Origin of the sequence: Pseudomonas cichorii (assembly GCF_015471405.1) — a bacterium.
Classification (GTDB): domain Bacteria; phylum Pseudomonadota; class Gammaproteobacteria; order Pseudomonadales; family Pseudomonadaceae; genus Aquipseudomonas; species Aquipseudomonas serbiensis.
This window is the reverse complement of sequence record NZ_BLVZ01000001.1, coordinates 138237-164051: the sequence shown is the minus strand read 5'-3', so window position 1 is coordinate 164051 and position 25815 is coordinate 138237. Positions and strand designations below refer to the sequence as shown.

The 25815-nt window shown below is 58.8% G+C and carries 16 protein-coding genes and 1 pseudogene; 7 read left to right on the top strand and 10 right to left on the bottom strand.

The window, feature by feature from the left end:
* The first annotated feature begins 99 nt into the window (after nucleotides 1-99).
* The 4 genes from JL015_RS00665 (at nucleotide 100) to mapR (ending at nucleotide 2540) form a co-directional block, all read left to right on the top strand.
* Nucleotides 100-294 carry a hypothetical protein gene (locus JL015_RS00665; protein ID WP_201016998.1) on the top strand — a complete coding sequence of 65 codons (195 nt, stop codon included), beginning with the start codon at nucleotides 100-102 and terminating at the stop codon, nucleotides 292-294.
* Between the two features lie 66 nt (nucleotides 295-360).
* Nucleotides 361-537 carry a hypothetical protein gene (locus tag JL015_RS00660; RefSeq protein ID WP_201000459.1) on the top strand — a complete coding sequence of 59 codons (177 nt, stop codon included), beginning with the start codon at nucleotides 361-363 and terminating at the stop codon, nucleotides 535-537.
* Between the two features lie 126 nt (nucleotides 538-663).
* Nucleotides 664-885 (top strand): DUF3203 family protein, encoded by a 222-nt coding sequence (locus tag JL015_RS00655; RefSeq protein ID WP_201016997.1) that lies wholly within the window; start codon nucleotides 664-666, stop codon nucleotides 883-885.
* A gap of 179 nt (nucleotides 886-1064) precedes the next feature.
* Entirely contained in the window at nucleotides 1065-2540 is a 1476-nt protein-coding gene (gene mapR, locus JL015_RS00650; protein ID WP_201016996.1) for a GntR family transcriptional regulator MpaR, read from the top strand.
* On the opposite strand, the gene JL015_RS00645 is transcribed toward mapR, so the two are convergent.
* The 9 genes and pseudogenes from JL015_RS00645 to JL015_RS00605 all read right to left on the bottom strand — a co-directional run bounded on the left by JL015_RS00645 (nucleotide 2496) and on the right by JL015_RS00605 (nucleotide 20773).
* On the bottom strand, nucleotides 2496-3242 hold the full coding sequence (locus tag JL015_RS00645) for an SDR family oxidoreductase (protein ID WP_201000456.1): 747 nt from the start codon (nucleotides 3240-3242) through the stop codon (nucleotides 2496-2498). The genes mapR and JL015_RS00645 overlap by 45 nt on opposite strands.
* 149 nt (nucleotides 3243-3391) lie before the next feature.
* Nucleotides 3392-5479: pseudogene (locus JL015_RS00640) on the bottom strand (putative bifunctional diguanylate cyclase/phosphodiesterase); the annotation flags it as partial.
* Nucleotides 5480-5658: 179 nt separating this feature from the next.
* Nucleotides 5659-7119: an efflux transporter outer membrane subunit gene (locus JL015_RS00635; protein WP_201016994.1), complete on the bottom strand. Its 1461-nt coding sequence runs from the start codon at nucleotides 7117-7119 to the stop codon at nucleotides 5659-5661.
* Complete coding sequence (locus JL015_RS00630; RefSeq protein WP_201016993.1) at nucleotides 7116-10220, bottom strand: efflux RND transporter permease subunit; 3105 nt, start codon at nucleotides 10218-10220, stop codon at nucleotides 7116-7118. Before JL015_RS00630 ends, JL015_RS00635 begins: the two co-directional genes overlap by 4 nt.
* The gene (locus tag JL015_RS00625) at nucleotides 10217-13315 is read right to left on the bottom strand and encodes an MdtB/MuxB family multidrug efflux RND transporter permease subunit (protein WP_201016992.1); all 3099 of its coding nucleotides are present in this window, start codon (nucleotides 13313-13315) and stop codon (nucleotides 10217-10219) included. Before JL015_RS00625 ends, JL015_RS00630 begins: the two co-directional genes overlap by 4 nt.
* The gene (locus JL015_RS00620) at nucleotides 13312-14637 is read right to left on the bottom strand and encodes an MdtA/MuxA family multidrug efflux RND transporter periplasmic adaptor subunit (RefSeq protein ID WP_201016991.1); all 1326 of its coding nucleotides are present in this window, start codon (nucleotides 14635-14637) and stop codon (nucleotides 13312-13314) included. Before JL015_RS00620 ends, JL015_RS00625 begins: the two co-directional genes overlap by 4 nt.
* A gap of 150 nt (nucleotides 14638-14787) precedes the next feature.
* Nucleotides 14788-15288 carry a thiol peroxidase gene (gene tpx, locus JL015_RS00615; protein ID WP_201016990.1) on the bottom strand — a complete coding sequence of 167 codons (501 nt, stop codon included), beginning with the start codon at nucleotides 15286-15288 and terminating at the stop codon, nucleotides 14788-14790.
* Between the two features lie 110 nt (nucleotides 15289-15398).
* A complete protein-coding gene (locus JL015_RS00610; RefSeq protein ID WP_374063355.1) occupies nucleotides 15399-19073 on the bottom strand; it encodes a translocation/assembly module TamB domain-containing protein in 3675 nt (1224 codons plus the stop codon).
* Between the two features lie 11 nt (nucleotides 19074-19084).
* Nucleotides 19085-20773 (bottom strand): autotransporter assembly complex protein TamA, encoded by a 1689-nt coding sequence (locus JL015_RS00605; protein ID WP_374063354.1) that lies wholly within the window; start codon nucleotides 20771-20773, stop codon nucleotides 19085-19087.
* A 348-nt stretch (nucleotides 20774-21121) separates the two neighbouring features.
* On the opposite strand from JL015_RS00605, the gene xthA reads away from it, so the two are divergent.
* Nucleotides 21122-21934 carry an exodeoxyribonuclease III gene (xthA, locus tag JL015_RS00600; protein WP_201016988.1) on the top strand — a complete coding sequence of 271 codons (813 nt, stop codon included), beginning with the start codon at nucleotides 21122-21124 and terminating at the stop codon, nucleotides 21932-21934.
* Nucleotides 21935-22062: 128 nt separating this feature from the next.
* The gene (locus JL015_RS00595; protein ID WP_201016987.1) at nucleotides 22063-23406 is read left to right on the top strand and encodes a substrate-binding domain-containing protein; all 1344 of its coding nucleotides are present in this window, start codon (nucleotides 22063-22065) and stop codon (nucleotides 23404-23406) included.
* An 18-nt stretch (nucleotides 23407-23424) separates the two neighbouring features.
* Here the strand turns inward: JL015_RS00595 and JL015_RS00590 are convergent, their stop codons facing one another.
* Nucleotides 23425-24636: an acyl-CoA dehydrogenase gene (locus JL015_RS00590; RefSeq protein ID WP_201016986.1), complete on the bottom strand. Its 1212-nt coding sequence runs from the start codon at nucleotides 24634-24636 to the stop codon at nucleotides 23425-23427.
* A 168-nt stretch (nucleotides 24637-24804) separates the two neighbouring features.
* On the opposite strand from JL015_RS00590, the gene JL015_RS00585 reads away from it, so the two are divergent.
* A complete protein-coding gene (locus JL015_RS00585) occupies nucleotides 24805-25743 on the top strand; it encodes a LysR family transcriptional regulator (RefSeq protein ID WP_201016985.1) in 939 nt (312 codons plus the stop codon).
* The last annotated feature ends 72 nt before the right edge of the window (nucleotides 25744-25815 follow it).

The window sequence follows — 25815 nt, the reverse complement described above, 5'->3', positions numbered from 1 at the left end:
ACGAACACCCTACCCTGCAAGGCTCTACAGGCAACTACAACTCATAAAAATTCTTTGCACCGGGTTTACACCCTCTATAAATCTATAAAAAGGCCAACCATGCAGCTCAAGATATTTAATTACGAACTTTTATTTTTTGAAAACATAAACCCGAGCGTTGAAAAAGAAAAAACATCAGAGCCACTATGGAGTGTATTGAAAGAACTGAAAGAAGCTCATGAAGCTTCAGAACCTGTAATAGATGAGCTGACTATTCATTCCACATTGTTATCCTGGCAAAACAAAATCGTCTGAATTCCAGAACGCGCTCGGCGGTCAAACATCACGAACACCACTTATCTGGTATCGAGGTGAAGCTCAATGAACATTCCAATCCCGGCCGAAACGCCGGACCCGAATATCGATAAACCCACCCTGCCCGTGCCGCCGCCAGCCGAAGAGCCGCCACCGACCCTGCCGCCGGTGATCCAGCCGCCTGCAGGCGACCCTCCGACCCAGGAGCCGCCGGCCATTCTGATGGATGACTTGTCGCAGTGACCGGAATCGGGAGGATGTGAGCGGTTGCGGCCGGCTCGCATTTCTCCTTCGTCGAACCCTGACCCGAGTCAATGTGCCGGGCAGAAATGTTTGAGAGTTTTGACGCACACCTCAAGGAGTTGTGCCATGACACTGGAATTCGATAGCGCTCACCAATCCTGCTCCGTGACCTTTCACGATACGATTTTGCGCAGCCTCGTGGCTGATGTGATCATCACGACCAACGATGCGACCCATATGTCCGAGGCGCTGATAGATGGACAGCACGTACCGATAACCGAGGCGGATGCCGATGCGCTGACAGTGCAAGGTGCGCAGGACAAGCGGCATCACACGGTTAGAGAGTAGGAGCGAATTCATTCGCGAGAGGGTATTTCAAACGACATTACTCTGTCGGGCGTACTGACTCTTCGCGAATGCATTCTCTCCTACCGGCTTTATCTGATCTGCTTTTTCAGCATGAACCTGCATCTGTTCTGAAAACAGTCTCGCCTTTATAGTCCGGCTACCTCATTAGCGGTGATGCCATGAAGCGTTACGAGAAGTATGCCGACGATGTAGCCGAGTTGATTCGCAGTGGCGTGCTGGGACCGGACCAGCGGGTGCCTTCGGTTCGTTATGCGAGCCAGACCCACGGTATCAGCCCTTCGACCGTGTTCCAGGCGTATTACCTGCTGGAGCGTCGCGGGCTGATTCGGGCGCGTGCGCGTTCCGGGTATTTCGTAAACGGCATTGTCGACAAGCCACCCAGACCGTTCAGCGAGCCGCAGGCCAGCACTCAGGTCTATGAATCCACTGAAGTGGATGTCAGTGAGCTGGTGTTTTCAGTGCTGGATTCGATCAAGGACCCCAATACGGTGCCCTTTGGCTCGGCCTTTCCCAGCCCGGTATTGTTCCCGTTGCCGCGTCTTTCCCGCTCTCTGGCCAGTGCCTCTCGCGAGATGGACCCGCGCATGGTGGTCACCGATATGTCGCCGGGCAATCCGCAACTGCGTCGTCAGATCGCCTTGCGCTACATGGTCAATGGCCTGGTGTTACCCATGGAGGAGCTGCTGATTACCAATGGCGCGCTGGAAGCTCTGAACCTGTGTCTACAGGCCGTCACCGAGCCTGGCGATCTTGTGGCCATCGAAGCCCCCGCCTTTTACGCCTGCCTTCAAGTGCTGGAGCGTCTGAAACTCAAGGCCGTGGAGATCCCGACTCACCCGCGTGACGGTATCGACCTGGGCGTATTGAAGCAGGCTTTGGAGCGACATCCAATCAAGGCCTGCTGGTGCATGACCACTTTCCAGAACCCGACCGGTGCGCAGGTCCCGGAGGCGCGCAAACGTGAACTGGTGGAACTGCTGCGCGAGCATCAGGTGCCATTGATCGAGGATGATGTATATGCCGAGCTGTACTACGGCCCTCAGGCCCCGAAACCGGCCAAGGCCTTTGATACCGAGGGGCTGGTCATGCACTGCGGCTCGTTTTCCAAAAGCCTTGCGCCGGGTTATCGGATCGGCTGGGTTGCGGCAGGACGTTATGCGCAGAAGATCGAACGCTTGAAACTGATGACCTCTCTTTGCGCCTCGATGCCTGCTCAAGCCGCCATTGCTGACTATCTGCAGCACGGCGGTTATGACCGACACCTGCGCAAGCTGCGCTACGCACTGGAAGATCAGCAGCGGGCCATGCTGAGTGCCATCGGTCGACACTTCCCGGCGCAGACCAGAGTCAGCCAGCCGGTAGGCGGTTACTTTTTGTGGGTGGAACTGCCAGAACAGCTCGACTCTCTGAAAGTCTTCCAGGTGGCGCTCGCTCAGGGGATCAGTATTGCGCCGGGGCCGATCTTTTCGCCGACCCGACGCTTTGGTAACTGCATTCGCCTGAACTACGGCAGCCCCTGGACCACAACCTCCGAGAAGGCCATGGAAACCCTGGGACGGATCATTCGTTCGTTGCTGGACAATCGAGCATCAGCGACCACCAGCAACATCGATGAAGGTGCCGGTCACGTATGAAGCATGGTCCGACAGCAGCCAGACAATGGTCTCGGCAACTTCTTCGGCTTTACCGCCCCGGTACATGGGGATGTTCCCTTCAAGCTTGCTGACCCGAAACGGATCGCCGCTCAGGGCATGAAAGTCGGTGAAGATGAAGCCCGGTCTTACAGCATTGACCCGAATGCCCTCACCCGCGACTTCCAGGGACAGGCCTGTGGTGAAGGTATCCAGTGCTCCCTTGGAAGCCGCATAGTCGATATATTCGCCCGGCGCTCCCAGGCGCGCGGCAGCCGAGGTCACATTGACGATACTGCCGCCGTTGCCGCCATGACGCGGCGACATGCGCAGCAAAGCGTGTTTGCTGCACAGCATCGGGCCGACCACATTGGTCATCATGATCTTGAGCATACGGAACTCTGACATGTCGTCCAGCCGCGAGGTATGGGCAATGGTTCCGGCGTTATTTACCAGATGGGTAATGGGTCCCAACTCCGAATCGATACGCGCGTAGAGGCGAATGATCTCGTCCTCGTTACTGACATCGGCCTGTACCGTGATGGCCTGCGCACCCAACTCCCTGATCTTGCCGCATATTTTCTCGGCAGAGGCATGGTCGGACAGGTAATTGATACAGATTCGATAACCTTGTGAAGCTGCCAGAAGCGCCGTGGCTGCACCGATCCCGCGGGAGCCGCCGGTAATGAGGAGGACTTTATCCATGAATGTCTCTCGTATGTTTTCAGGGGCCAAGGATCGCTATGGCGATCCGTTGCTCATACAGAGCCTAGCGGACCCACAGCGCCCGCATGCAGAATCGATCCTGCCAGCGTTTTGGCATGAACGCCATCCTGTATTTCAGCTATCACCCCACTTGCCCTCGGGAGTGTGCGGCCCTCGACCGAAAGGATATGGCTCATGAATTGTTGCGCAGGCAGCGGATGCCCCAGCAGGAAACCCTGCAAGGCATTGCAGCCCAGATCGGTCAGGAAGTTTTGCTGAACACTGTTTTCAACGCCTTCGGCAACGATTCGCAAATCCAGGGCACGGCCCACGGCAACAATGGCCGAGACAATCGCGGCATCGTCCCGGTCGTGGTCGAGATCACGGACAAAACCACGGTCGATCTTGATCTCATTGGCAGGCAGGTGCTTGAGGTACATCAGGCTGGAGTAACCGGTGCCAAAGTCGTCAATCGAAATATCGACACCCATGGCCGAAAGCTTCTGCAATACCTCCATGGTGACCTCGGCATTGCTCATGGCGGTGGTTTCGGTGATCTCCAGGGTCAGGCAATTGGGCTCAAGCCGATGCCTGGACAAGGTATTGGCGACCGTCGTGACCAACCCGGCATGACAGAACTGCAAGGCCGAAAGGTTCACTGCAATACGCCAGTGGGTGTAACCCTGGGCATACCATTCGCTCATCTGACGGCAGGCTTCATCGAGCACCCACTCACCGATAGGAATAATAAGGCCGGTCTTTTCAGCCAGTTCAATGAACGTATCCGGCCCAAGCAGCCCCTGCTCCGGGTGATTCCAGCGCAGCAAGGCCTCGGCCCCTACAGGCAAGCCGCTGACGGCATCGAACTTGGGCTGGTAATACAGGCAGAAATGGGTGTTCTTGATGGCTGACCGCAACCCTTGCAAGAGCTGCATCTGATTGCGGGCATTGGTGTTCATCGCGGATTCAAAGAAGCTGTAGCAGTTCTTTCCCGCAGCCTTTGCGTGATACATCGCTGCATCGGCATTCATCAGCAGCTCATGCTGAGTCTCGCCATTGCCCGGGTACATGCAGATGCCGATGCTGACCGAAACCTGCAGAGTGTGTTCGGCAATATCGAACGGCTGGGCAATCACGCCGACCTGGCGCGATGCAACGGCCAGGGCGTCATCGATATCCTGGGATTCCATCAACAGAACGAACTCATCGCCACCGATTCGCGCCAGGGTGTCATGCCGGTGCAGGTTTTCCCGCAGGCGCAACGCAACCTGACGCAACAACTGATCGCCGATATGGTGACCGAATGCATCGTTGACCGGCTTGAAACCGTCCAGGTCCATGAACATCAGCGCAAAACAGCCGCCATTATCGTTGACCTTCCTTATTGCTTGCTCGATGCGATCAGCCAGCAATACACGGTTCGGCAGACTGGTCAGACTGTCATGCAGAGCCTGATGGGTGAGTTCGCGGTTGGCTTCCAGCAGCGAATTGGCCAGAACAGCCGTCCGGGCCTCAAGGCGGGCGTCGAGAATCGAGGTCAGCAGCACGATGGTCAATACGGCCAGGCTGGTGACCAGTACCAGCTTGTCCAGACCATCGCTTTTCAACCCGTTACCCAGCGCGCCGCAGAAACTGCCTTCGGGAAAACTGGCTGCCGCCATGCCGGTATAGTGCATGCCCACAATGGCGATGCCCATGACCACCGCCGCTCCAGCCCGAACCAGAAACACATTGGAGGTCTGATGACGCAAGCGAAAGGCAATCCAGATGGCAACGGCCGAAGCCCCTACAGCGATAAGCAGGGACATGATGAACAGGAAAGGGTCGTACTCGATGCCTGGCTGCATGCGCATCGCTGCCATGCCGGTGTAATGCATGGTGCTGATGCCGCCGCCCATGAACAAGGCGCCAAGCGCCAGGTGTGACAGAGGTAATTGCACCTGATTGACCAGCCATAAAGCGATGCCTGAAGACAGCATGGCAATCAGCAGTGACAGCAAGGTCAGAGGGATATCGAACCCGAGTTCGATGGGAAGCTTGAAAGCCAGCATCCCGATGAAGTGCATGGAGCAGATACCGATGCCCATGGCAAAGGCACCGCCACACATCCATATGTAAACGCCACGACCCTTGGCAGAAGCAATGCGGCCTGCCAGATCGAGCGCGGTATACGAAGCGAGAATCGCCACGAATATGGAAATGAAGACCAGTGAGGGCGTGTAATGACCAGTCAACATGGGCGCTCCTGTGACATGGATCGAGTTAACGCATCCATGCCAAACAGTTGCAGGAGAGTTTACGCAAAAACGGCAGAATGTCCCGTCAGACACGTAAAAAAATGGCTATTGGCCATATATAAATTATTAATTTCAGATGGACAGCACAATGATGCTCTCCGCCCTCCTCCAGAGGTTGATCAGTCCTTGAGTTGCAGACCGCTCTGCCCATCCCAGCCACCGCCCAGTGCTGCAATCAACTGAACACTGGCAATCAGGCGACTTTGCAGGACATTCAATACAGAACGCTCGTTGCTCAGTGCTGTGGTTTGTACATTGACGACATCCAGATAGCCGATCACTCCGGCCTTGTACTGGTTGCTGGTCAGGCGCAGGGATTCGCGAGCGGCATCCAGCGCTTCCTGCCGAACCGCCGCTTCCTCCTCGTAGACCTTGAGCTGAACCATGTAGTTTTCCACTTCCTGGAAGCCGTTCAGGACCGTCTGCCGGTATTGCGCAACTGTCTGGTCATAGACGGCTTCAATGCGATCGACTTCCGCCGAGCGTCTGCCCGCATCGAACAGTGTCAGCGCCATTTGCGGCCCGACCGACCAGAAACGGTTCGGCAGGCTGATCCAGTTGGAGAACGAATTGCTGTTATAGCCGCCACTCAGGCTCAGGGTGAAATCCGGGTAGTAAGCGGCCTTGGCGACACCGATATTGGCGTTGGCAGCCATGATCGAGCGTTCGGCGGCAGCGATATCGGGACGACGCTCCAGCAATTGTGAAGGAATGCCCACCGGAATCTGCGGTAACTCCGGGATAGTTATAGTCGCTGGCAGATTGAACTCGGCCGGGGCCATGCCCATCAAGACCGCGATGGCATTCTCGAACTGGGCGCGCTGCCACGTCAGATCGATCAGGTCGGCCTGGGTGGTCTTTAGCTGGGTCTGTGCCTGAGCCACGGCTTCGCGCCCGGAAATACCGGCCTGATACTGATTGCGGGTCATGGTCAGAGAGCGTTGGTAAGCCTCAACCGTGGACTCCAGCAAACGCTTCTGTTCATCCAGCACCCGCAATTGCAGGTAGTTCTGCACCAGTTCCGACTGCAGGCTCAACTGCATGGCTGCCAGGTCAGCAAGACTGGCCTGGGCGCTGGCGGTATCGGCCTCAAGGCCTCGGCGCAGCCTGCCCCAGATATCGGCCTCCCAGCTCACACCCAACTGGGCGTTATAGGAATTGTTGATGCTGTCGGCATTGGAGGTACTGCTGCTGGAAGATCCCTGGCTTGAGCGGGTCTTGCTGGTGGTCAGGTCCAGTGTGGGAAACAGCGCACCGCGGGAACTGCGCACCAATGCCCTGGCCTGCCGGTACTGGGCTTCATATTGCGCGACCGTCTGGTTGGAACTGTTGAGCCGTTCCACCAGCGCATTGAGTTCCGTGTCGCCATACACCTCCCACCATGCGCCGCGCGCCATGGCATCGCTCGGTGTCGCCTGACGCCAGCCTTCAGCAGCCTTGAACTGCACAGGCGTGGTCACTGACGGCTTGTGGTAATCAGGCCCTACGGTGCAGGCGCTCAGCAGCAGGACACAAAGCCCCATTGCCACTGGCCGGACAAGCCATTGCGGGTTGGATTTGATTGCCGGATGGTCGGTCATAGCGGGGTTTCCAAAGCAGCATCGGTGCGCACGCCACGCCAACCGTTGAAACGGTGGCGCAGCCGGTCGAGATAGAGGTAAACCACAGGCGTGGTGTAAAGGGTCAGAACCTGGCTGAAGAGCAGCCCGCCAATAATGGTCAGGCCCAGCGGGCGACGCATTTCCGCACCTTCGGCATTGCTCAGCAGCAGCGGCAATGCGCCAAGAATGGCAGCCATCGTGGTCATCAGGATCGGCCTGAGACGTTGCAGGCAGGCACTGCGGATCGATTCCTGTGGCGTCATCCCGGACTCACGCTCCAGATGCAGGGCCAGGTCGATCATCATGATCGCGTTTTTCTTCACGACACCAATCAGCAGGAACAGCCCCAGCAAGGAAATCAGGCTGAATTCGCCGCCCAGCACGTAGATGCTCAGCAAGGCACCGACACCGGCCGATGGCAGGGTCGACAGAATCGTCAGCGGATGGATATAGCTTTCGTAAAGAATCCCCAGCACCAGATAAACCGCCAGCAGCGCCCCGAGAATCATCAATGGCTGCCCTTTCTGGGTTGCAGCAAAGGCACTGGCGGCACCCGCCATCTTGGAGATGACTTCGGAAGGCAGGCCTACCCTGGCAATGGCACGCTCTATGGCGACAGTCGCTGTGTCCAGGCTGACACCTTCGGCCAGATCGAAGGAAATGCTCTCCGATGCAAACTGACCTTCATGGGACACCCGGTCATTGGCAAGACTGCGCTCGTAATGGGCAATGCTCGACAACGGCACTCGCTGCCCGTCTGCGGTAATGACCTGTACCTGTTGCAGCGTGACCGGGTCCTGGGCGTATCGGGGGTTGACCTCCATCACCACCTGATACTGGTTCAGGGTGTCATAGATGGTGGAAACCTGACGCTGGCTATAGGCGTTGTTGAGCACGGCAGTAACCATGTTCATGTCGATTCCCAGCCGCTTGGCCGCGTCCCGATTGACCACCAGCGTCACTTGCTGGGCACCGCGCCCTTCACGGGCGTCGATGGCCGTCAGCTCCGGCAGGGCCTTGAGGGCCGCCACGACTTTCGGATACCACTCGCGCAGGCTTTGCAGGTCACCGCTTTGCAGAATGTACTGATACTGGGAGCTGGCCTGTTCACGACCACCGCCCAGTTGCAGGTCCTGATCCGGAGCCAGGAACAATCGCCCGCCCGGCACATGAGGCAGAGTCTTGCGCAAACGCTCGACCACCTGGGTCGCGGATACCTTGCGTTCGGAAATCGGCTTCAGGCGTACGATCATGAAAGCGTTGTTGGTCCCGCCACTGCCGCCGATGAACCCCGCAACACTCTGCACCGCCGGATCGGTCAGCACGGCACGGCGGAAGATTTCCATCTTGGGTTGCATCACGGTAAACGAAAGACCGTCATCGCCACGGATGAAGCCCATCAGCTGCCCGGTGTCCTGCTGCGGCAGAAACGTCTTGGGCACCACCACATACAGCGCGACATTCACGACGATGGTAATCAGCAGGCTGAGCAGCGTCAGGCGCGGGTGGCGCAGCACCCAGCCAAGGGACCGGTCATAGCCAGCCACCATGCGCTCGTTGACCCGCTGACTCCAGCGCTGAAAGGCGTTCTGCTCCTGCTGTTGAGGCTTGAGCCAGCGTGCGCAGAGCATCGGGGTCAGGGTCAGGGAAACCAGCAGCGAAACGATGATCGCCACCGACAAGGTGATGGAAAACTCCCGGAACAGGCTTTCCACCAGACCGCCCATGAACAGAATCGAGATGAACACGGCCACCAGCGAAACGTTCATGGATAACAGCGTGAAACCGACTTCCTTGGAACCCAGAAAAGCCGCTTTCATGGGCGCAACACCTTCATCGATGTGCCGGGAAATGTTTTCCAGCACCACGATAGCGTCATCCACCACCAGCCCGGTGGCCAGAATCAGAGCCATCAGTGACAGGTTGTTCAGCGAGAAGCCGCACAGATACATGATGGCGAAAGTGCCCACCAGGGAAACCGGGACCGCCAGCGTCGGGATCAGTGAAGCCCGCAGGCTGCCCAGGAACAGAAACACCACCAGAATCACCAGAACCACGGCGATCAGCAGGGTCATCTCGGCTTCGTGCAGTGTGGCCTTGATGACCGGCGAGCGGTCCATGGCAATGTTCAGTTTCACGCTGGCAGGCAGGACGGCCTGCAAGGCGGGCAGTTGTTCCTTGATCTGCGCCACCGTCTCGATGATGTTGGCACCGGCCTGACGGTTGATGACCAGCAGCACCGCTGACCTGTCATTGAAGAAACCGCTGTTATAGCGGTTTTCCACCGCGTCGCTGACCTTGGCCACATCCTTGAGGCGCAGCGCAGCGCCGTCCTGATAGCGGATGATCAGCGGAGCGTAATCCTTGGCCTTTTCCAGCTGGTCATTGGCCTGGACCTGCCAGTTATGCTGGCCATCCTCCACCGAACCCTTGGGGCGGCGCACGTTGGAACCGGTGATGGTCGTCCGCACTTCGTCCAGCGACACGCCGTACTGGTCCAGCATGTTGGGCTCAAGTTCGATGCGCACGGCCGGCAGCGAACTGCCTCCAATCTGCACCTCGCCCACACCGGTCACCTGGGACAGGCTCTGGGAAAGAATGGTCGAGGCCAGATCGTAAAGCTGCCCCTTTTCCAGCACATCGGAAGTCAACGTCAGCACCATGATCGGTGCCTGGGAAGGGTTGACCTTCTTGTAGGTCGGCATGCTGCGCATACCGCTGGGCAACAGATTGCGCGAGGCGTTGATTGCAGCCTGCACTTCCCGCGCCGCGCCGTTGATATCCCGATCCAGATCGAACTGCAGAATCACACGGGTCGAACCCTGGCTTGAGCTGCTGCTCATGGTGTTGACGCCGGCGATGGTCCCCAGCGAGCGCTCCAGCGGCGTTGCGACACTGGAGGCCATGATCTCGGGGCTGGCCCCCGGCAGACTGGCCGACACCACGATCACCGGGAAATCCATGTTCGGCAAAGGTGCAACGGGCAGCAGCCTGAAGCTGACCGCGCCCAGCAGCATGATTGCCAGGCTCAGCAGGACGGTGGCGACCGGCCTGCGGATGAAAGGTGCGGAGAGATTCATGCTTCAACCTGTATAGCGTCAGGCTTGCTGCTCCAGCGACGACCCAGCCGGTCGAAATACAGGTAAATCACCGGGGTCGTGAACAGCGTGAGGATCTGGCTGAGCAACAGGCCGCCGACCATCACCAGCCCCAGCGGCTGACGAAGCTCTGCGCCGGAACCGGTGGCCAGCATCAGCGGTATGGCACCGAACAGCGCTGCAAACGTCGTCATCAGGATCGGCCGGAAGCGCAGCAGCGCCGCTTCATAGATAGCCGTCTCGGGGTCGATGCCGCGATTGCGTTCGGCATCCAGGGCGAAGTCGATCATCATGATGGCGTTTTTCTTGACGATACCGATCAGCAGGATGATGCCAATGATGGCGATCATCCCCAGATCGTTACCGCTGATCATCAGGGCCAGCAAGGCGCCCACGGCTGCCGACGGCAGGGTCGAGAGAATGGTGATCGGGTGGATGTAACTCTCGTAGAGCACGCCCAGTACGATGTACATGGTGACCACCGCCGCCAGGATCAGTAAAAGCGTACTGGACAGCGAGGCCTGGAAGGCTGCGGCAGCCCCCTGGAACTGGGTCTGCACGCCAATCGGCATGCCGATGTCCTTCTGCACCTGCTCGATCACTTTCACCGCTTCGCCCAGCGCCACATCCGGCGCGAGGTTGAACGACATCATGACCGCCGGGAACTGCCCCATATGGGCAATCGCCAGTTGTGCCTGACGCTGCTCGACCCTCGCCAGACTCGACAGCTTGACCTGAGCGCCATCGGTGGTCCTGACGTGGATCTGCTCCAGCGCCTTAGGCCCAAGCTCGCTGCCGGCAGCCGCCTGCAATACCACTCGATACTGGCTGGCCTGGGTATAAATGGTGGAAATCTGTCGCTGACCAAAGGCGTCGTACAGCGCGTCGGTGATATTGGCCACGGTGACACCCACACGGCTGGCGGCATCGCGGTCGATCATCAGGTAGACCTGCAGGCCCTTGTCCTGCAGGTCACTGGCAACATCGGTCAATTCGGGGCGTTTGCTCAACGCATCCACCAGCTTGCCGCTCCACAGGCTGAGCAGCTCGGCATCGGGTGACGACATGCTGAACTGATACTGGGTCCGGCTGACCCTGTCCTCGATGGTCAGGTCCTGCACAGGTTGCATGAACAGGCGAATGCCCGACAGACCGTCCAGTTGAGGTTGCAGGCGCTGAATGACCTGCATGGCGGTCAGGTCGCGCTCGCCATGGGGCTTGAGATTGATCAGCAGGCGACCGCTGTTGAGCGTGGCGTTATCGCCATCGACACCTATATAGGAAGACAGGCTGACAACCGCCGGGTCCTTGAGGATGATCTCTGCCAGAGACTGCTGACGCTCACTCATGGCCTTGAACGACACCGACTGCGGTGCCTCGGAAATCCCCTGGATCACGCCGGTGTCCTGCACCGGAAAGAAGCCCTTGGGGACCGCCATATACAGCACGACGGTCAATCCCAGTGTGCCGATTGCCACCAGCAGAGTCAGGGGCTGGTGCTTGAGCACCCAGCGCAGCTTGTCGGCATAGATGCGGATCAGCCAGTCGATCCAGGCGCCGCTGGCACGATAGAAACGGCCCTGCTCTTCTTCCCTGGGCTCACGCTTGAGCAGACGGGCGCACATCATCGGGGTCAGAGTCAGGGAGACCACCAGGGAAATCAGGATCGCCACAGCCAGGGTAATGGCGAACTCCCGGAACAGACGCCCGACCACATCGGCCATGAACAGCAGCGGGATCAATACGGCAATCAGCGACAGGGTCAGCGATATCAGCGTGAAGCCGATCTGCTTCGCGCCCTTCAATGCCGCCTGCATGGGCGTTTCACCCTCTTCGATATGCCTGGAAATGTTCTCCAGCATCACGATCGCATCGTCCACCACAAAGCCGGTGGCGATGGTCAAGGCCATCAGTGTCAGGTTGTTGATGGAAAAACCGGCCAGATACATCACGCCAAAAGTCCCTATCAGGGACAGCGGCACGGCAATCGACGGAATGATGGTCGCGCTCACCCGGCGCAGGAACAGGAAGGTCACCAGCACCACCAGAACGATAGCAATCAGCAGCTCATGCTGAACGTCGGTGACGGAAGCCCGGATGGTCTGGGTGCGGTCAGTCAGCACAATCACGTCCAGCCCGGCCGGCAGGTTGTCCGTGATGCTGGGCAGCAAGGCCTTGATCCGGTCCACCACCTCGATGACGTTGGCACCGGGCTGACGCTGGATATTGAGCAACACGGCCTGATTCTGGTTGGCCCATGCTGCCAGCCGCTCGTTTTCCGCACCATCGACGATCTGCGCCACATCCTTCAGGCGCAACGGCGCGCCGTTGCTGTAGGCCAGAATCAGGTTGGCGTATTCCTCGGGGGACTTGAGCTGGTCGTTGGCATCGAGCATCGATACCCGCGTCGGCCCGTCGAAGTTGCCTTTTGGCTGGTTGACGTTGGAGGCACTGATCAGCGTACGTACATCCGACAGGTTCAGGCCGTTGGCGGCCAGGGCATCGGGGTTCACCTTGATCCGCACCGCCTGACGCTGTCCGCCCGCGATACTGACCATGCCGACGCCGCTGATCTGGGAGATTTTCTGCGCCATGCGCGTATCCACCAAGTCGTTTAGCTTGGGCAGCAGCATGGTTTTAGAGGTAATCGCCAGGGTCAGGACCGGGGTGTCCGCCGGGTTGACCTTGTTATAGACAGGTGGCGCGGGCAAGTCGTTGGGCAACAGGTTGGTTGCGGCATTGATGGCCGCCTGCACTTCCTGCTCGGCCACGTCCATATTGATTTCAAGATTGAAACGCAAGGTGATGACCGACGCGCCGCCCGAACTGGTGGACGCCATCTGGTCCAGCCCCGGCATCTGCCCGAACTGTCGCTCCAGTGGAGCCGTCACGGCACTGGTCATGACTTGCGGGCTGGCACCCGGATATAGCGTCATGACCCGGATGGTCGGGTAATCCACTTGTGGCAGGGCAGAAACCGGCAGCAAGGTGTAGGCAATCAAACCGGCCAGCACAATGGCCAGCATGCTCAGGGTGGTTGCTACCGGACGCAGGATGAACAGGCGCGACATGTTCATGCTTGGGTTTTTTCCGCCTTGTCGGCCGAGGCCGATTTATCGGTGGCCTTGTCAGGCTTGCCTTGTAACTGCTGGCCCGGCGTGGACGGCACGTCCTTGCTGTCGCTGACCACTTCCACTGCGGCGCCTTCGCGCAGGCGGTCAGTACCTTCGAGCACGACCCGCGCACCTGCGGCCAGGCCTTCCAGGACCACCGTCGAGTTCTCATCGCTCGGGCCGGTCTTGAGCAGATTGATCTTGACCTTCTTGTCGCCGTCCATCGCATAGACGAAGGTACCGTTGGTGCCGAACTGCACAGCAGCCGTGGGTACCAGCACCGCTTGTCTGAGGGTGTCGGCACGCAGGCGCACATTCACGAACTGGTTGGGAAACAGCGCTTCGTCCCGGTTCTCGAAGCGTGCCTTGAATTTCAGCGTACCGGTGGCGACATCGATCTGATTGTCCAGGCTGGCGAGCACGCCAGTGGCCTGTAGCTTGATGTCACCCCTGTCCCAGGCTTCCACGGGCAACTGGTCGCCACTGCGATAACGGGTGATGACTGCCGAAAGCTCTTTCTCCGGCAAGGTGAAGTTGACCGAGATCGGCTGGATCTGGGTAATCACTACCAGTGCCGTGGTGTCGTTGGCGGCGACAAGGTTGCCGACATCCAGTTGCTTGAGGCCGACACGACCGGCAATCGGTGCCTTGATACGGGTGAAGTCCAGGTTGAGCCTGGCCTCTGCCACTGCGGCCTGATTGGACTTGATCGTCCCCTGATACTGGTTGACCAGCGACTCGGCAGTGTCCAGCGTCTGCTTGGCGATACTGTCTTCAGCGAACAGCCCGCGGTAGCGTTGCACATCGAGCTGAGCGTTTTTCAGCAGCGCCTGATTGGTCGCCAGGGTGCCTTCAGCCTGCTGCAACGCGACCTGATAGGTACGCGGATCGATTTCGGCCAGCAGATCGCCCGCCTTGACCATCTGCCCTTCCTGGAAGTGAAGCCGGACCAGCTCACCAGCCACCCGGCTGCGCACATTGATGGTGTTGGTCGCGGTGACCGTGCCCAGCGCCTTGTAATAGATCGGGAAGTCGCCCTGGGTTACCGGAGCGACCCGCACCGGAACCGCTACCGCCGAACCGCCGAACCCCGGACGCGCCATGCCTCTGCCCGGCCCGGCCGCACCGCCAGCGGCAGGAGCCTTGCCAGCCTCGGCTCCCTTGTGTGAAGAGGACGCAGGCCAGAACCACCAGCACAAACCGACGATAACCAACAGGACCAACAGACTGATCAACCAGCGACGGGAATTACGGGGGCCAGACGATTGCATGAATAAATCAACCATTACAGGTGGGGTTCTTCAGGAGGCTGAACAATAAGCACAGATGAGCTGCAAGCAAAGCGCCTTTACCAAGCGCTTACTTTTGTTAAACGGTTGAAGCACAAATAAAAAAACGGCCTGAACGGATTCAGGCCGCTGAAGTGTTGCAACGTATTACTTCAATACAGCCAGAGCCGCTTCATAGTTCGGCTCTTCGGCGATTTCCGAAACCAGCTCGCTGTGCAATACATTGTTGTTTTCGTCCAGGACGACAACAGCACGAGCAGTCAGGTGAGCCAGAGCACCATCGGCGATTTCAACGCCGTAGTTCTTGCCGAAATCGGCACTGCGGAAAGAAGACAGGTTCTGGACGTTCTCCAGACCTTCCGAGCCACAGAAGCGAGCCTGGGCGAATGGCAGGTCAGCGGAGATACACAGTACGACCGCGTTGTTCACCTCATTGGCCTGAGCATTGAACTTGCGCACGGAAGTCGCGCAGGTCGGCGTGTCGACGCTTGGGAAAATGTTCAGCACTTTACGCTTGCCCGCGAAGTCCGCCAGAGTCACATCGGCAAGGCCGGCACCCACCAGTGTGAAGGCAGGAGCGACACTGCCAGTCTTCGGCAGATCGCCAGCGATTTGTACAGGGTTGCCTTTGAGCGTTACTTGAGCCATGAAACCAAGTCCTTTTTACAGAGTTTTGGAAGAGCCGGAAGTTAACCACGAAAGTGACCAAGTACCTATATCGGATATTTCCGAAACGGGTACGAGATAGAGCCTTCGCGCTAAAAATCCCGTTTATAGAAAATATCCAGCGAACTGGCAATACCGCTGGCCGCTTCCAGATATACCCTTTTGCTCAGCATATAGCGCAACGCAATGGTATTGGCCGGCTCGAACACGCCTACGCCATAACGCAGGCTGAGTTTTTCGGTGATCTTGCCGCTGGCCACGACATTGGTCTTGTTGCCGGTCCCCGTGGTGTCGAGTTCAAAGTCCTTGATCCCGAGGTTGTCGGCCAGTTTTCCGGTAGTGGAAGCACTTCCCGCTACCCCCAGCGCCAGGGCCGCCTGGGCCACCATATTGTTGTCTTCACCGGTATTGCCCAGGGGCCTGCCCATTACCAGATATGAAAGCGCCTGCTCCTGGCTCATGGCCGGCTCGGAAAACACTTCGGTGGTGGGCTGCTCGGCGCTGCCTGTCAGCCGGATACCGGCGATGATGTCGTCGGTCTGGCGAATCGCTTCAATATCCAGATATGGCTGATCGATGGGGCCTGCAAACAGCAGGCGGGCCTTGCGAATGGTCAGGCGCTGGCCATAGGCACGATAACGCCCATCATTGAGGTTCAGTTCGCCACGGGTATCGAGGTTGTCGCCAATATGCACATGACCAGCAAGATTCGCTGTCAGCCCGAAGCCGCTGAATGCCAGTTTTTCCTGACCGACCTCGACATCGATATCCATCGCCATGGCCAGCGGCGGCGCGCCCTCTTCGGTCTGTTGCCCCACGATGACCGTATCGCCCGACAACTTCACCGTAGACGGCGGCAACTCGCGCACCGTGATCGTGCCCTTGGGCACCAGTACCTTGCCGGAAATGCCCAGCCGGTCGTTGTGCATGGAGATTTTCAGATCGGGCGCCGCTTCCACGGCGACATAAGGCTCGACGGTAATCGGCAGGCGCGAGCCCTTGAGGTTGATATCCACCAGCAAGGCCTGCCCCCAGGCCACCTGCCCGCTCACGGTTCCCTGCCCGTTCGAGCCGCTTCTCCAGCCGCCATCGAGCTGCACGCTTTCCCCGGCAATCAGGGCCTGCACCTTCAAACCCTGCAACTCCATCGGAAGCTCGGGACCGGAAACCTCGCCATCATCGAGGCGGATGCTGCCATTGACCTGAGGCGCCAGCAGGCCACCAGACAGACGGCCATTGCCGCTCAGACGACCATTGAGCTTCTGCACCATAGGCACGAAGGGCCGTGCCACGGACACATCAAGACCGGACAGACTGAAATCGCCACTCAGGCTCTTGTTGCGCGATAACGGATCGATACGCACATCAAGCAGCAGCCTGCCCAGTTTCTCGCCATCGAAATCCAGCCGCGAGTCAATACGCTGGGGCTTCAGGGTGCTGCTGAGCTTCAGGCTTCGATAGGGAAAATCCAGCCATTGGTCCTTTTCCCGAACCCGCAGCGTACCGTTACTGGCATCGACCGTGATTTGCCCATCAGGACCGGCCGCAGGCATGTCGAGTTTTACATCCGCGTTGAGCGAACCTTTCCAGGCGAAATCCCTGGGCAGCCATTGAGCCAGGCTTTCCAGAGGGAAGTTCTTCAGTTGATAGCGCAGGCGCGGATCGGGCAGCAGGCGCTGATCCTCAGCACAGAGGCTGGCCTGTCCGGACGCCCAGCAATGGGCACCGAAGTTGACCTTGCCGTCAGCCAGACGCTCAAGCTTCGCTGGCCGCTGCAATTGCCAGTCCTGCCCGCCGCTCTGAATGGCACCGCTGGCCAGACGCCCACGCCAGTTACCCTGATCCAGAGCACCATCCAGTGCCAGGGCCATTTTCAGCAGCGGGCCTTGCAGGTCGAGCTTCATCTGCTGGTTCTTGAGCGTGCCCTGCCCATTGACGGTCAAGGTTCCCAACGCCGTGTTACCCGCCTGAATACCACTGCCCTTGAGGTCGACCGTTGCCCGCTGGGCCTGATCGAGCTTTGCCGCCAGCGTCAGGTTTTGCAGGCGATTGTCCTGCAAGGCCAGTTGCGCGCCTTGCAGGTCAAGCTGGCCCTGGGGAGCCTGGAGCGTCCCGGCCAGATTCAGTTTTCCGTTGAGCCGCCCTTGCAACCTAGGCCATAGCTGCCCCAGACGTGGCAGATTGAGGTCCAGTTGACCCGCGAGGCGCTGCTGCAAACTGCCGCTCCCCTGAATCCGGTTATCACCCAGGCGTATATCCAGCGCACTGAGGTTCCACTGCTCACCCGCGCCATCGGCCTTGGCCATCAATACAGCGGGTTGCCCACGCAAACGGCCTTTGAGATCGAGGTCGGCATTGAGCTCAAGCCTTTCGTTTTTCAATTGCCCCTTGCTACGCAGCGCACCCGCCAGAGTGCCCGGCAGCTCTGCAACCCAATAGGACGGATCGAGAGATGCCAGGTCCAGAGCCGTGTCCCAGCCGATGCCATCGGCGAATTGCAGGTTCAGATGACCGCTGGCCTTGCCCTGCCCTGCGACCAGTGCCAGTTGCGGCAGGTACACCCGCTGCAAATTGCCACTGAACGGGCTACCCAGGCTGAAAGCGCCCGCGGGGCCATCCAGGTCTGAGCTGAAATTGCCCAGATACTGGCCATCGGTATAGGAAATCTCGCCAGTGAACTTGCGCAAGCTGACCTGAGGCTCGCTCGCCAACGGATAAAGCCGCTGCCACGGGAAATCCAGCCAGTCGATTTTCGCATCGGCCTTGAACTCGTTTTCCCAGTTCAACTGACCGTTGAGGGTGAGATGTTGTTGATCACTGGCCGTCAGTTGCAGCGCCGCGATATCCGCGCCTTTGGCATCGACCCGCCCTTGCAGCGCCAGAGCGACCGGACCTTGCTCGGCTGGCAGGCTGGCGCTGCCGGTTATCTGGTAGCCACTGTCGAGGTTACCTTGGGCATTGAGCAGCACCTGCTCAAGCTGCAAGGTATCCGGCAGTCCGGCACTGGGTTTGAAGCGCTCGGAGGTGATGTTCAGCCTGGCTGGCAGATGCTCGGCCAGCGCTTGCAACTCACCGCTCAATTGCCCTTGCAGGTAGCCGCTGCTGTCCGCCTTGAGGTGCAGGGTCTTGAGCAGTTCGCCGGTGATATCCAGCGCCAGTGCCCAGGGCTTTCCGTCCTGAGGTGGCAGTTGCAAGGTGCCTTTGGCAGTCAGCGGCCAGTTGCCCTCGGGCGTCAACAGGCCGGCAAGGTCGAGGACCAGGCTGTCGCGCTGCAAATGGGCCGAATCGATTTGCAGCCCATCGGCAGTCCAGTGCGCCGCCAGCTTCAGATTGTTCAGTTGCTCGACGCCGTCCAGTTGCAAACTGCCCAGTTGTACGTCATTCAGGCGAATCGCCAGTGGCAGCTTCAATTGTGGCAAGGTCAGAGGACCTTCGTTGGCAGGCTCATCACTGGCGGTGAAGTGCATGCGAACCTGAGCGGCATGCAATTGTTCGACACACAGGGTCATTTTCAAGAGACAGGCAGGCGTCCAGTCGAACTCGACGGCAGTGACTTCGACACGATCCTCGCCTTGCTGCCAGAGCACTGTGTCAGCACGCCATTGCCCGCCCAGCCGGCCACTGAAATTATCCACCTGCACACCGGGCATCCGCGCCAACAGCCACTGACTGCCACCTTGCGTGCCCACCGCCAGCCATGTGCCAACGACCAACAACAGCAGCACCGTAACCAGACTCAGGCCGGCCATTTTCGCCGCGCGCTTCATATTCAGACGCTTCACAGTTCCGGTCCCATGGAGAAGTGCAGACGAATCCCGCCGTCATCGTCCAGCGCACGGGCCAGATCCAGACGCAACGGCCCGACCGGTGAAACCCAGCGCACACCGAAGCCTACGCCGGTCTTCATGCTCGGCAGCTCAAGGTTATTGAAGGAGTTGCCCTGATCGACAAAAGTCGCCAGACGCCACTTTTCGGCGATGGAATATTGATACTCGACGCTGCCAGCCACCATGTAGCGGCCGCCGATACGATCGCCATCGGAGTTGGTCGGCGACAGGGTCTGATAGTCGTAACCGCGAACGCTCTGGTCACCACCGGCAAAAAAACGCAGCGACGGCGGGATGGACTTGTAGCCATTGGTGAGGTTGCCCCCGAACTGCACACGCCCAAGAAAACGGTGATTATGCGCCACAGTGGTCAGGCCCTTGAGCAACACGTTGCCATGGAACAGGTTGGCGTCGGACATCACGCCCTCCTTGGCCACCTGAGCATCGAACTGCAGTCGGTAGCCGTGGCTTGGGTCGATGCGATTGTCACTGCGCAGGAACGAATAACTGATACCGGGCATCAGCAAGGTGCTCAGGCCACTGTCATCGCCCAGTCGGTACTCTTCACGCTGCCACTTGAGGGAAACCACCCGCTCCCAGCCGCTGGGCAACTTGCTGTGCCATTCAGGGCCGACCGTGAGCAGCTTGCTGAGGCTGTCGGTGCCCGCGATTTCTTCATATTGATAGCCACCGGCAAAACGCAGCTTGTCGGTCAGCGGTGGATCGAGCGGCACGTCGTACCACAGGCCCACGTTCTGCCGAGGTGCAGACAGCTCCGTTTCGAAGCCATAACTGTGCCCTTGGGGATTGGCCCAGTGACGAGTCCAGTTGGCCTTGCCCCGCGGCCCGACGTCAGTGGAAAAGCCCAGCCCAAGCCCCATGGTGCGCGGTTTGCGGGTTTCCAGTTGCACGGTCACCGGGATGACTTGCCCAACGGCGGCAGTCGGTGCAGCGTCCACACGGACACCCTCGAAATAACCGCTGGCCTGCATGGCCTGATTGAGTTCGGCGATCAGTTGCGAGTCATAGGGTGTGTTTTCCTTGAACGGCACCATGCGCTTGAGCAGGTCATCGTCGAGGGGCGAGTCACCACTGAACACCACTTTGCCCAGGGAATAGCGCGGACCGCTGTCATAGACCAGATCGATGTCCGCCACCCCGGCCCGCGGATCTATCGCCAGACGTTGGCTGGTGAAGCGTCCGCTGAAAAAGCCGTAGCGCGATGCCTGATTCTGGATCAGACGCTTGGCGTCTTCGTAATGACCATGGTTAAGCACCGCACCCGGCGCCAGCGCCTGGCTTTTCGGAACCTGAAAAGCCTTCAGGGAAGCAGCCGGCCCGTCGATGCGCACCGTCACATTGCGCAGGCGGATCGGCTCACCCGGCTGGATATTGATGACCAGCTTCGGGTCCTTGTCGCCTGTCACCTGACTGTCGATTCGAGCCTGATAGTAGCCCAGCGCCTGGGCCGCCTTCTGCGCCTGCTCTTCGGCGCCCAGGCTGAAGTGTTGCAAGGCTTCGGCGTCACGCTCGCCAAGGCTGCCCACATATCCTTCGACGTTGGCTTTGAGTTCCGGATTCGCGGGCTTGATCCTGACATCCAGGCTGGCTTGGGCAAGGGCCGTTGCACTCAAGGACATCAGCAGCACGCTACTGAGCGTTGTTAAAAACTTCATATGGGCACGGATGCTAACACGACCGACGGGGTGCGCTGGAACACGTCAATAAGTCGAACTTTCAATCCCTTACGTCATTACAGGCGGTAAAACCTGAGGATATGGTCAGAAAAAAGCCTGCTTTCGGACAGGCCCCACAATTATTTCGGCTATTTCTACAAAGCCCTGGCGCCAAGGCAACGCACGGATGAGAGTGGATGGCGCCAGTACAGTTCCAGCAATCCATCCAGCGTAGCAGCCGACGGCATGCTGGCCGTAAATCAGCGGGTCGGCTAGCATCGCTTCTTTGCATGAATCCAGGACTGCCGCTTTATGAAAATTGTCTCGTTCAACATCAACGGTCTGCGTGCCCGACCGCATCAGCTGGCGGCGCTGATCGAAAAACATCAGCCTGACGTGATTGGTCTGCAGGAAACCAAAGTCTCCGATGAGCAGTTCCCCCAGGCCGAAATCGAAGCCCTTGGCTACCACGTCCACTTCCATGGCCAGAAAGGCCATTACGGTGTCGCCCTGCTCTCGCGCAATATGCCGCTGGCCCTGCACAAGGGTTTCGAGGGCGATGACGAAGAGGCACAGAAGCGTTTCATCTGGGGCACCTACGCCGACAGCAATGGCCAGCCGGTCACCATCATGAACGGCTACTTCCCTCAGGGTGAAAGCCGCGACCACCCCACCAAGTTTCCCGCCAAGCAACGCTTTTACAGCGACTTGCAGGCGCTGCTGGAAAACCGGTTCAGTAATGATCAGCCACTGATCGTCATGGGCGATGTGAATATTTCTCCTCAGGACTGCGATATCGGTATCGGCCCGGATAATGCCAAGCGCTGGCTGAAAACCGGCAAATGCAGCTTCCTGCCGGAAGAACGCGAATGGATGGAGCGCCTGAAGAACTGGGGCCTGGTCGACAGCTTCCGCCACCTGAACCCGGAAGTGGCCGATCAGTTCAGCTGGTTCGACTACCGCAGCCGCGGCTTTGAGGACAGCCCCAAGCGCGGTCTGCGAATCGACCTGATCATGACCTCCACCGGCCTGCAACCGCGCATCAAGGCCGCCGGTGTGGACTACGAATTGCGCGGCATGGAAAAACCTTCGGATCACGCACCGATCTGGCTTGAATTGAGCTGACAAATGCCGAGATGCCGGCTTGCAAGACAAGTCGGCTCTCGCAAGTCCTGTCACCCCACCAATCGTCATATTTCAGCAATCTATCTGTCTTATTCTGCCGACACTTTCCACAATACAAGGTGACGCAGATGCTGCGCGCTCTGCTTTCCGCACTGGCGATCTCTTGCGCCATCCTGCCCGGCATGACCCAGGCAGCGTTGCCCGTTCCGGCAGATGGTCGCCCGGCCCTGCGCATCCAGGGCTCCAACACCATCGATGCGCAACTGGGCCCGGAACTGGTCGAAGGCCTGATGCGCCAGCAAGGCCTGCAATCACTGCAAACATTGCCCGGAACCCAGCAAAACGAAGCCCGCGTGACAGGCATGACGTCTGCCGGGCAGTCCGTCATCACAGAAATTGCCGCTCATGGCTCAGGCACCGGATTCAGTGCCCTTAAGGCTGGCAATGCCGATATTGCCGCGTCTTCGCGGCCGATCAAGGATCAGGAAGCACTGGATCTGGCGAATCTTGGCGATCTGAAAAGCCCTGAAGGCGAGCAAGTGATCGCCATCGACGGCGTGGCGGTCATCCTGCATCCGGGCAATCCGCTGCGTCAGCTCTCCACCCTGGAACTGGCGCGCATCTTTTCGGGGGAAGTTCAGGACTGGGAAGAAGTCGGCGGCAAGGCCGGAGCGATCCATCTGTATGTGCGCGATGAGAAATCCGGCACGTATGAAACCTTCAAGGAACTGGTCCTGGCCAGAAACGGCAAGACACTGTCGCGTCAGGCCAAGCGCTTCGAGTCCAGCGAGCAGTTGTCCGATGAAGTCAGCAAGGATCGCAACGCAATTGGCTTCATCGGCCTGCCCTATGTGCGTCATGCCAAGGCCGTGGCGGTTGCCGACGGTGATTCAAAAGCGATGCTCCCGACTGTCAGCCTGATTGCGACCGAGGATTACCCGCTCTCAAGGCGCCTGTATCTGTACGTTCCGCCCAAGGTGAAGCATGAATGGGCTCAGGCACTGGTTCAGTTTGCGCAAAGCGCCGAAGGCCAGGACATCGTGGCCCGCAACGGTTTTGTAGCGCAGACCGTTCAGGCCATGAAAGTCCAGGCCACAGCGCAGATGCCCGAGGACTATCAGGCATTGACCCGTCAGGCCGAGCGCCTGTCGGTCAACTTCCGCTTTGCCCAGGGCAGCGCCCGGCTCGACAACAAGGCGAAACTCGACTTGAGGCGCGTGGTGGACTACCTGAAAACCCACGAAAAGCTGAATCAGCAAGTCACTCTGGTAGGGTTTGGTGACGCCAAGAATGACTCGGCGCGAGCCACACTGCTTTCCCGGCTGCGCGCCATGGCGGTACGCCGGGAACTGCAGAAAAACGGCGTGACCTTCCGTGAAATACTGGGCTTTGGCGATGAAATGCCAGTCGCGGGCAACGACGCCGACGATGGCCGGATCAAGAATCGGCGGGTTGAAGTCTGGGTGAACTGAACCCGCTCCCCGGCACACTCACTTCTGCGGCAGGTACTTGCCCAGCTCGAACTTGCCGATTGCCGCACGGTGTACTTCGTCCGGGCCGTCAGCCAGGCGCAGAGTGCGCTGCATGGCATACATGTAAGCCAACGGAAAGTCATTGGAAACCCCGGCGCCGCCATGCATCTGGATGGCACGGTCAATGACTTTCAGAGCCACGTTCGGTGCAACCACCTTGATCTGGGCAATCTCGCTCCTGGCCACCTTGTTGCCCACGGTATCCATCATGTAAGCGGCCTTGAGGGTCAGCAGGCGCGCCATATCGATCTCCATGCGCGAATCCGCGATCCTGTCGATATTGCCGCCCAACAGGCCCAGCGGCTTGCCGAATGCAACGCGACTGGACGCTCGCTGGCACATCAACTCCAGGGCACGCTCGGCCATGCCGATCGAACGCATGCAGTGGTGGATACGCCCCGGCCCCAGACGGCCCTGAGCAATTTCAAAACCACGCCCCTCGCCCAACAAGACATTGCCGTAAGGCACGCGGACATTCTCGAACAGCACCTCGGCATGACCATGAGGCGCATCGTCATAGCCAAAGACCGGTAACGGCCGCACGATTTTCACGCCGGGCGTGTCCGCAGGCACCAGAATCATGGAGTGCTGCTGATGACGCGGGCCGTCGGGACTGGTCAGGCCCATGAAGATCAGGATCTTGCAGCGAGGGTCACAGGCACCCGAGGTCCACCACTTGCGGCCGTTGATGACCCACTCGTCGCCATCGCGCTCGGCGCGGGCCGCCATGTTGGTCGCATCCGAGGAAGCCACATCGGGCTCGGTCATGGCGAATGCCGAACGGATCTCACCGCGCAGCAGAGGCTCCAGCCATTGCTGCTTCTGCTCTTGGGTCGCGTAGCGGACCAGCACTTCCATATTGCCGGTGTCCGGAGCCGAGCAGTTGAAGGGCTCAGGCCCGAGCAGCGAGCGACCCATGATTTCTGCCAGGGGCGCGTACTCAAGATTGGTCAGGCCCGCACCCAGCTTCGACTCGGGCAGGAACAGGTTCCACAAGCCTTGTTCTTTGGCCCTGGCCTTGAGCTCTTCCATGATTGCCGTGGGCTGCCAGCGGTCACCTTCCGCCACCTGGCGCTCGAACACAGGTTCAGCGGGATAGACGTAAGTGTCCATGAATGCAGTGACACGCTCGCGCAGTTCCTGCACTTTCGGGGAATAGGCAAAGTCCATGGGCAGCTACCTTCTCAAGGGAATCGAGGTCATGGAAGGATGCTAAAGAACCCATCGGCATTTATCTAATCTATTCTCGGCGTATATAAACATTCATAACCAATATATGATCGAGCCACGCTGCGGCATAAGCAGTGATCCTACAAGAACGACAAGAGGCGCCCTCCAATGAACCTGAGCAAGGTTGATCTCAATCTTTTCATTGTCTTCGACGCCATTTATACCGAAGCCAATCTGACACGAGCCGGCCAGATCGTTGGCATTACCCAGCCAGCGGTATCCAATGCATTGGCGCGACTGCGTGAAACCTTCAACGACCCGTTGTTCGTGCGTACGGCCCAAGGCATGGTGCCTACCCCCATGGCCCAGAACATCATCGGCCCGGTCCGCAATGCCTTGTCACTGCTGCGTGTGTCGGTGCAGGAAAGCCGCATCTTCAATCCGTTGCAGGCCATCAAGAATTACCGCATCAGCATGACCGACCTGACCGAAGCGGTGATCCTGCCTCTGCTATTCCAGCGCTTACGTCGTCAGGCACCGGCGGTGACCATCGAAAGCTTCCTGTCAAAGCGTCGCGAAACCACCAAGGAACTGGCTGCCGGTCGCCTGGACTTTGCTGTCGATGCACCACTCAATACCGACCCGCAAGTGCGTCACGTCAAACTGATGGAAGACAAATACGTCTGCGCCATGCGCAAGGGCCACCCTATGGCAGGCAAGACAACCCTGAGCCTGGATGATTATCTGGCACAGGCGCACATTCATATTTCCAGCCGCCGCAGTGGCCTGGGGCATGTGGACCTGGCACTGGGCAAGATGGGTATCCAGCGCAAGATCGCATTGCGCTCCCAGCACTATTTGATGGCAACTCAGGTGCTCCAGCAGACCGATATGGTCATGACTGTGCCCGAACGTTTTTCCCGCCGTCACGATCTGCACTACGTTTGCTTGCCCGTCAGTGATGTGCCTGCGGTCGAAACCCATCTTTACTGGCATGAAAGCACTGACCAGGACCCGGCCAATCGCTGGATGCGCGAGCAGCTTATTGAGCTGTGCCAGCGGGTAACGGCGCAGGAAAACAACCCAAAAAGAGAATTAACAACATAACTCAATATACTGATAAATATATATTTTTATCTTTAAGTTAAAGCTATTTCTAGCTTTAACTTCGCCATCTCA

Coding starts and splice junctions, on each gene's coding strand:
- JL015_RS00645 (WP_201000456.1), bottom strand. CDS start 3,242: ATGGATAAAGTCCTCCTCATTACCGGCGGCTCCCGCGGGATCGGTGCA.
- JL015_RS00660 (WP_201000459.1), top strand. CDS start 361: ATGAACATTCCAATCCCGGCCGAAACGCCGGACCCGAATATCGATAAA.
- JL015_RS00625 (WP_201016992.1), bottom strand. CDS start 13,315: ATGAACATGTCGCGCCTGTTCATCCTGCGTCCGGTAGCAACCACCCTG.
- JL015_RS00665 (WP_201016998.1), top strand. CDS start 100: ATGCAGCTCAAGATATTTAATTACGAACTTTTATTTTTTGAAAACATA.
- mapR (WP_201016996.1), top strand. CDS start 1,065: ATGAAGCGTTACGAGAAGTATGCCGACGATGTAGCCGAGTTGATTCGC.
- JL015_RS00610 (WP_374063355.1), bottom strand. CDS start 19,073: ATGAAGCGCGCGGCGAAAATGGCCGGCCTGAGTCTGGTTACGGTGCTG.
- JL015_RS00590 (WP_201016986.1), bottom strand. CDS start 24,636: ATGGACTTTGCCTATTCCCCGAAAGTGCAGGAACTGCGCGAGCGTGTC.
- JL015_RS00635 (WP_201016994.1), bottom strand. CDS start 7,119: ATGACCGACCATCCGGCAATCAAATCCAACCCGCAATGGCTTGTCCGG.
- JL015_RS00655 (WP_201016997.1), top strand. CDS start 664: ATGACACTGGAATTCGATAGCGCTCACCAATCCTGCTCCGTGACCTTT.
- JL015_RS00620 (WP_201016991.1), bottom strand. CDS start 14,637: ATGGTTGATTTATTCATGCAATCGTCTGGCCCCCGTAATTCCCGTCGC.
- JL015_RS00595 (WP_201016987.1), top strand. CDS start 22,063: ATGCTGCGCGCTCTGCTTTCCGCACTGGCGATCTCTTGCGCCATCCTG.
- JL015_RS00605 (WP_374063354.1), bottom strand. CDS start 20,773: ATGTCCTTGAGTGCAACGGCCCTTGCCCAAGCCAGCCTGGATGTCAGG.
- tpx (WP_201016990.1), bottom strand. CDS start 15,288: ATGGCTCAAGTAACGCTCAAAGGCAACCCTGTACAAATCGCTGGCGAT.
- JL015_RS00630 (WP_201016993.1), bottom strand. CDS start 10,220: ATGAATCTCTCCGCACCTTTCATCCGCAGGCCGGTCGCCACCGTCCTG.
- xthA (WP_201016988.1), top strand. CDS start 21,122: ATGAAAATTGTCTCGTTCAACATCAACGGTCTGCGTGCCCGACCGCAT.
- JL015_RS00585 (WP_201016985.1), top strand. CDS start 24,805: ATGAACCTGAGCAAGGTTGATCTCAATCTTTTCATTGTCTTCGACGCC.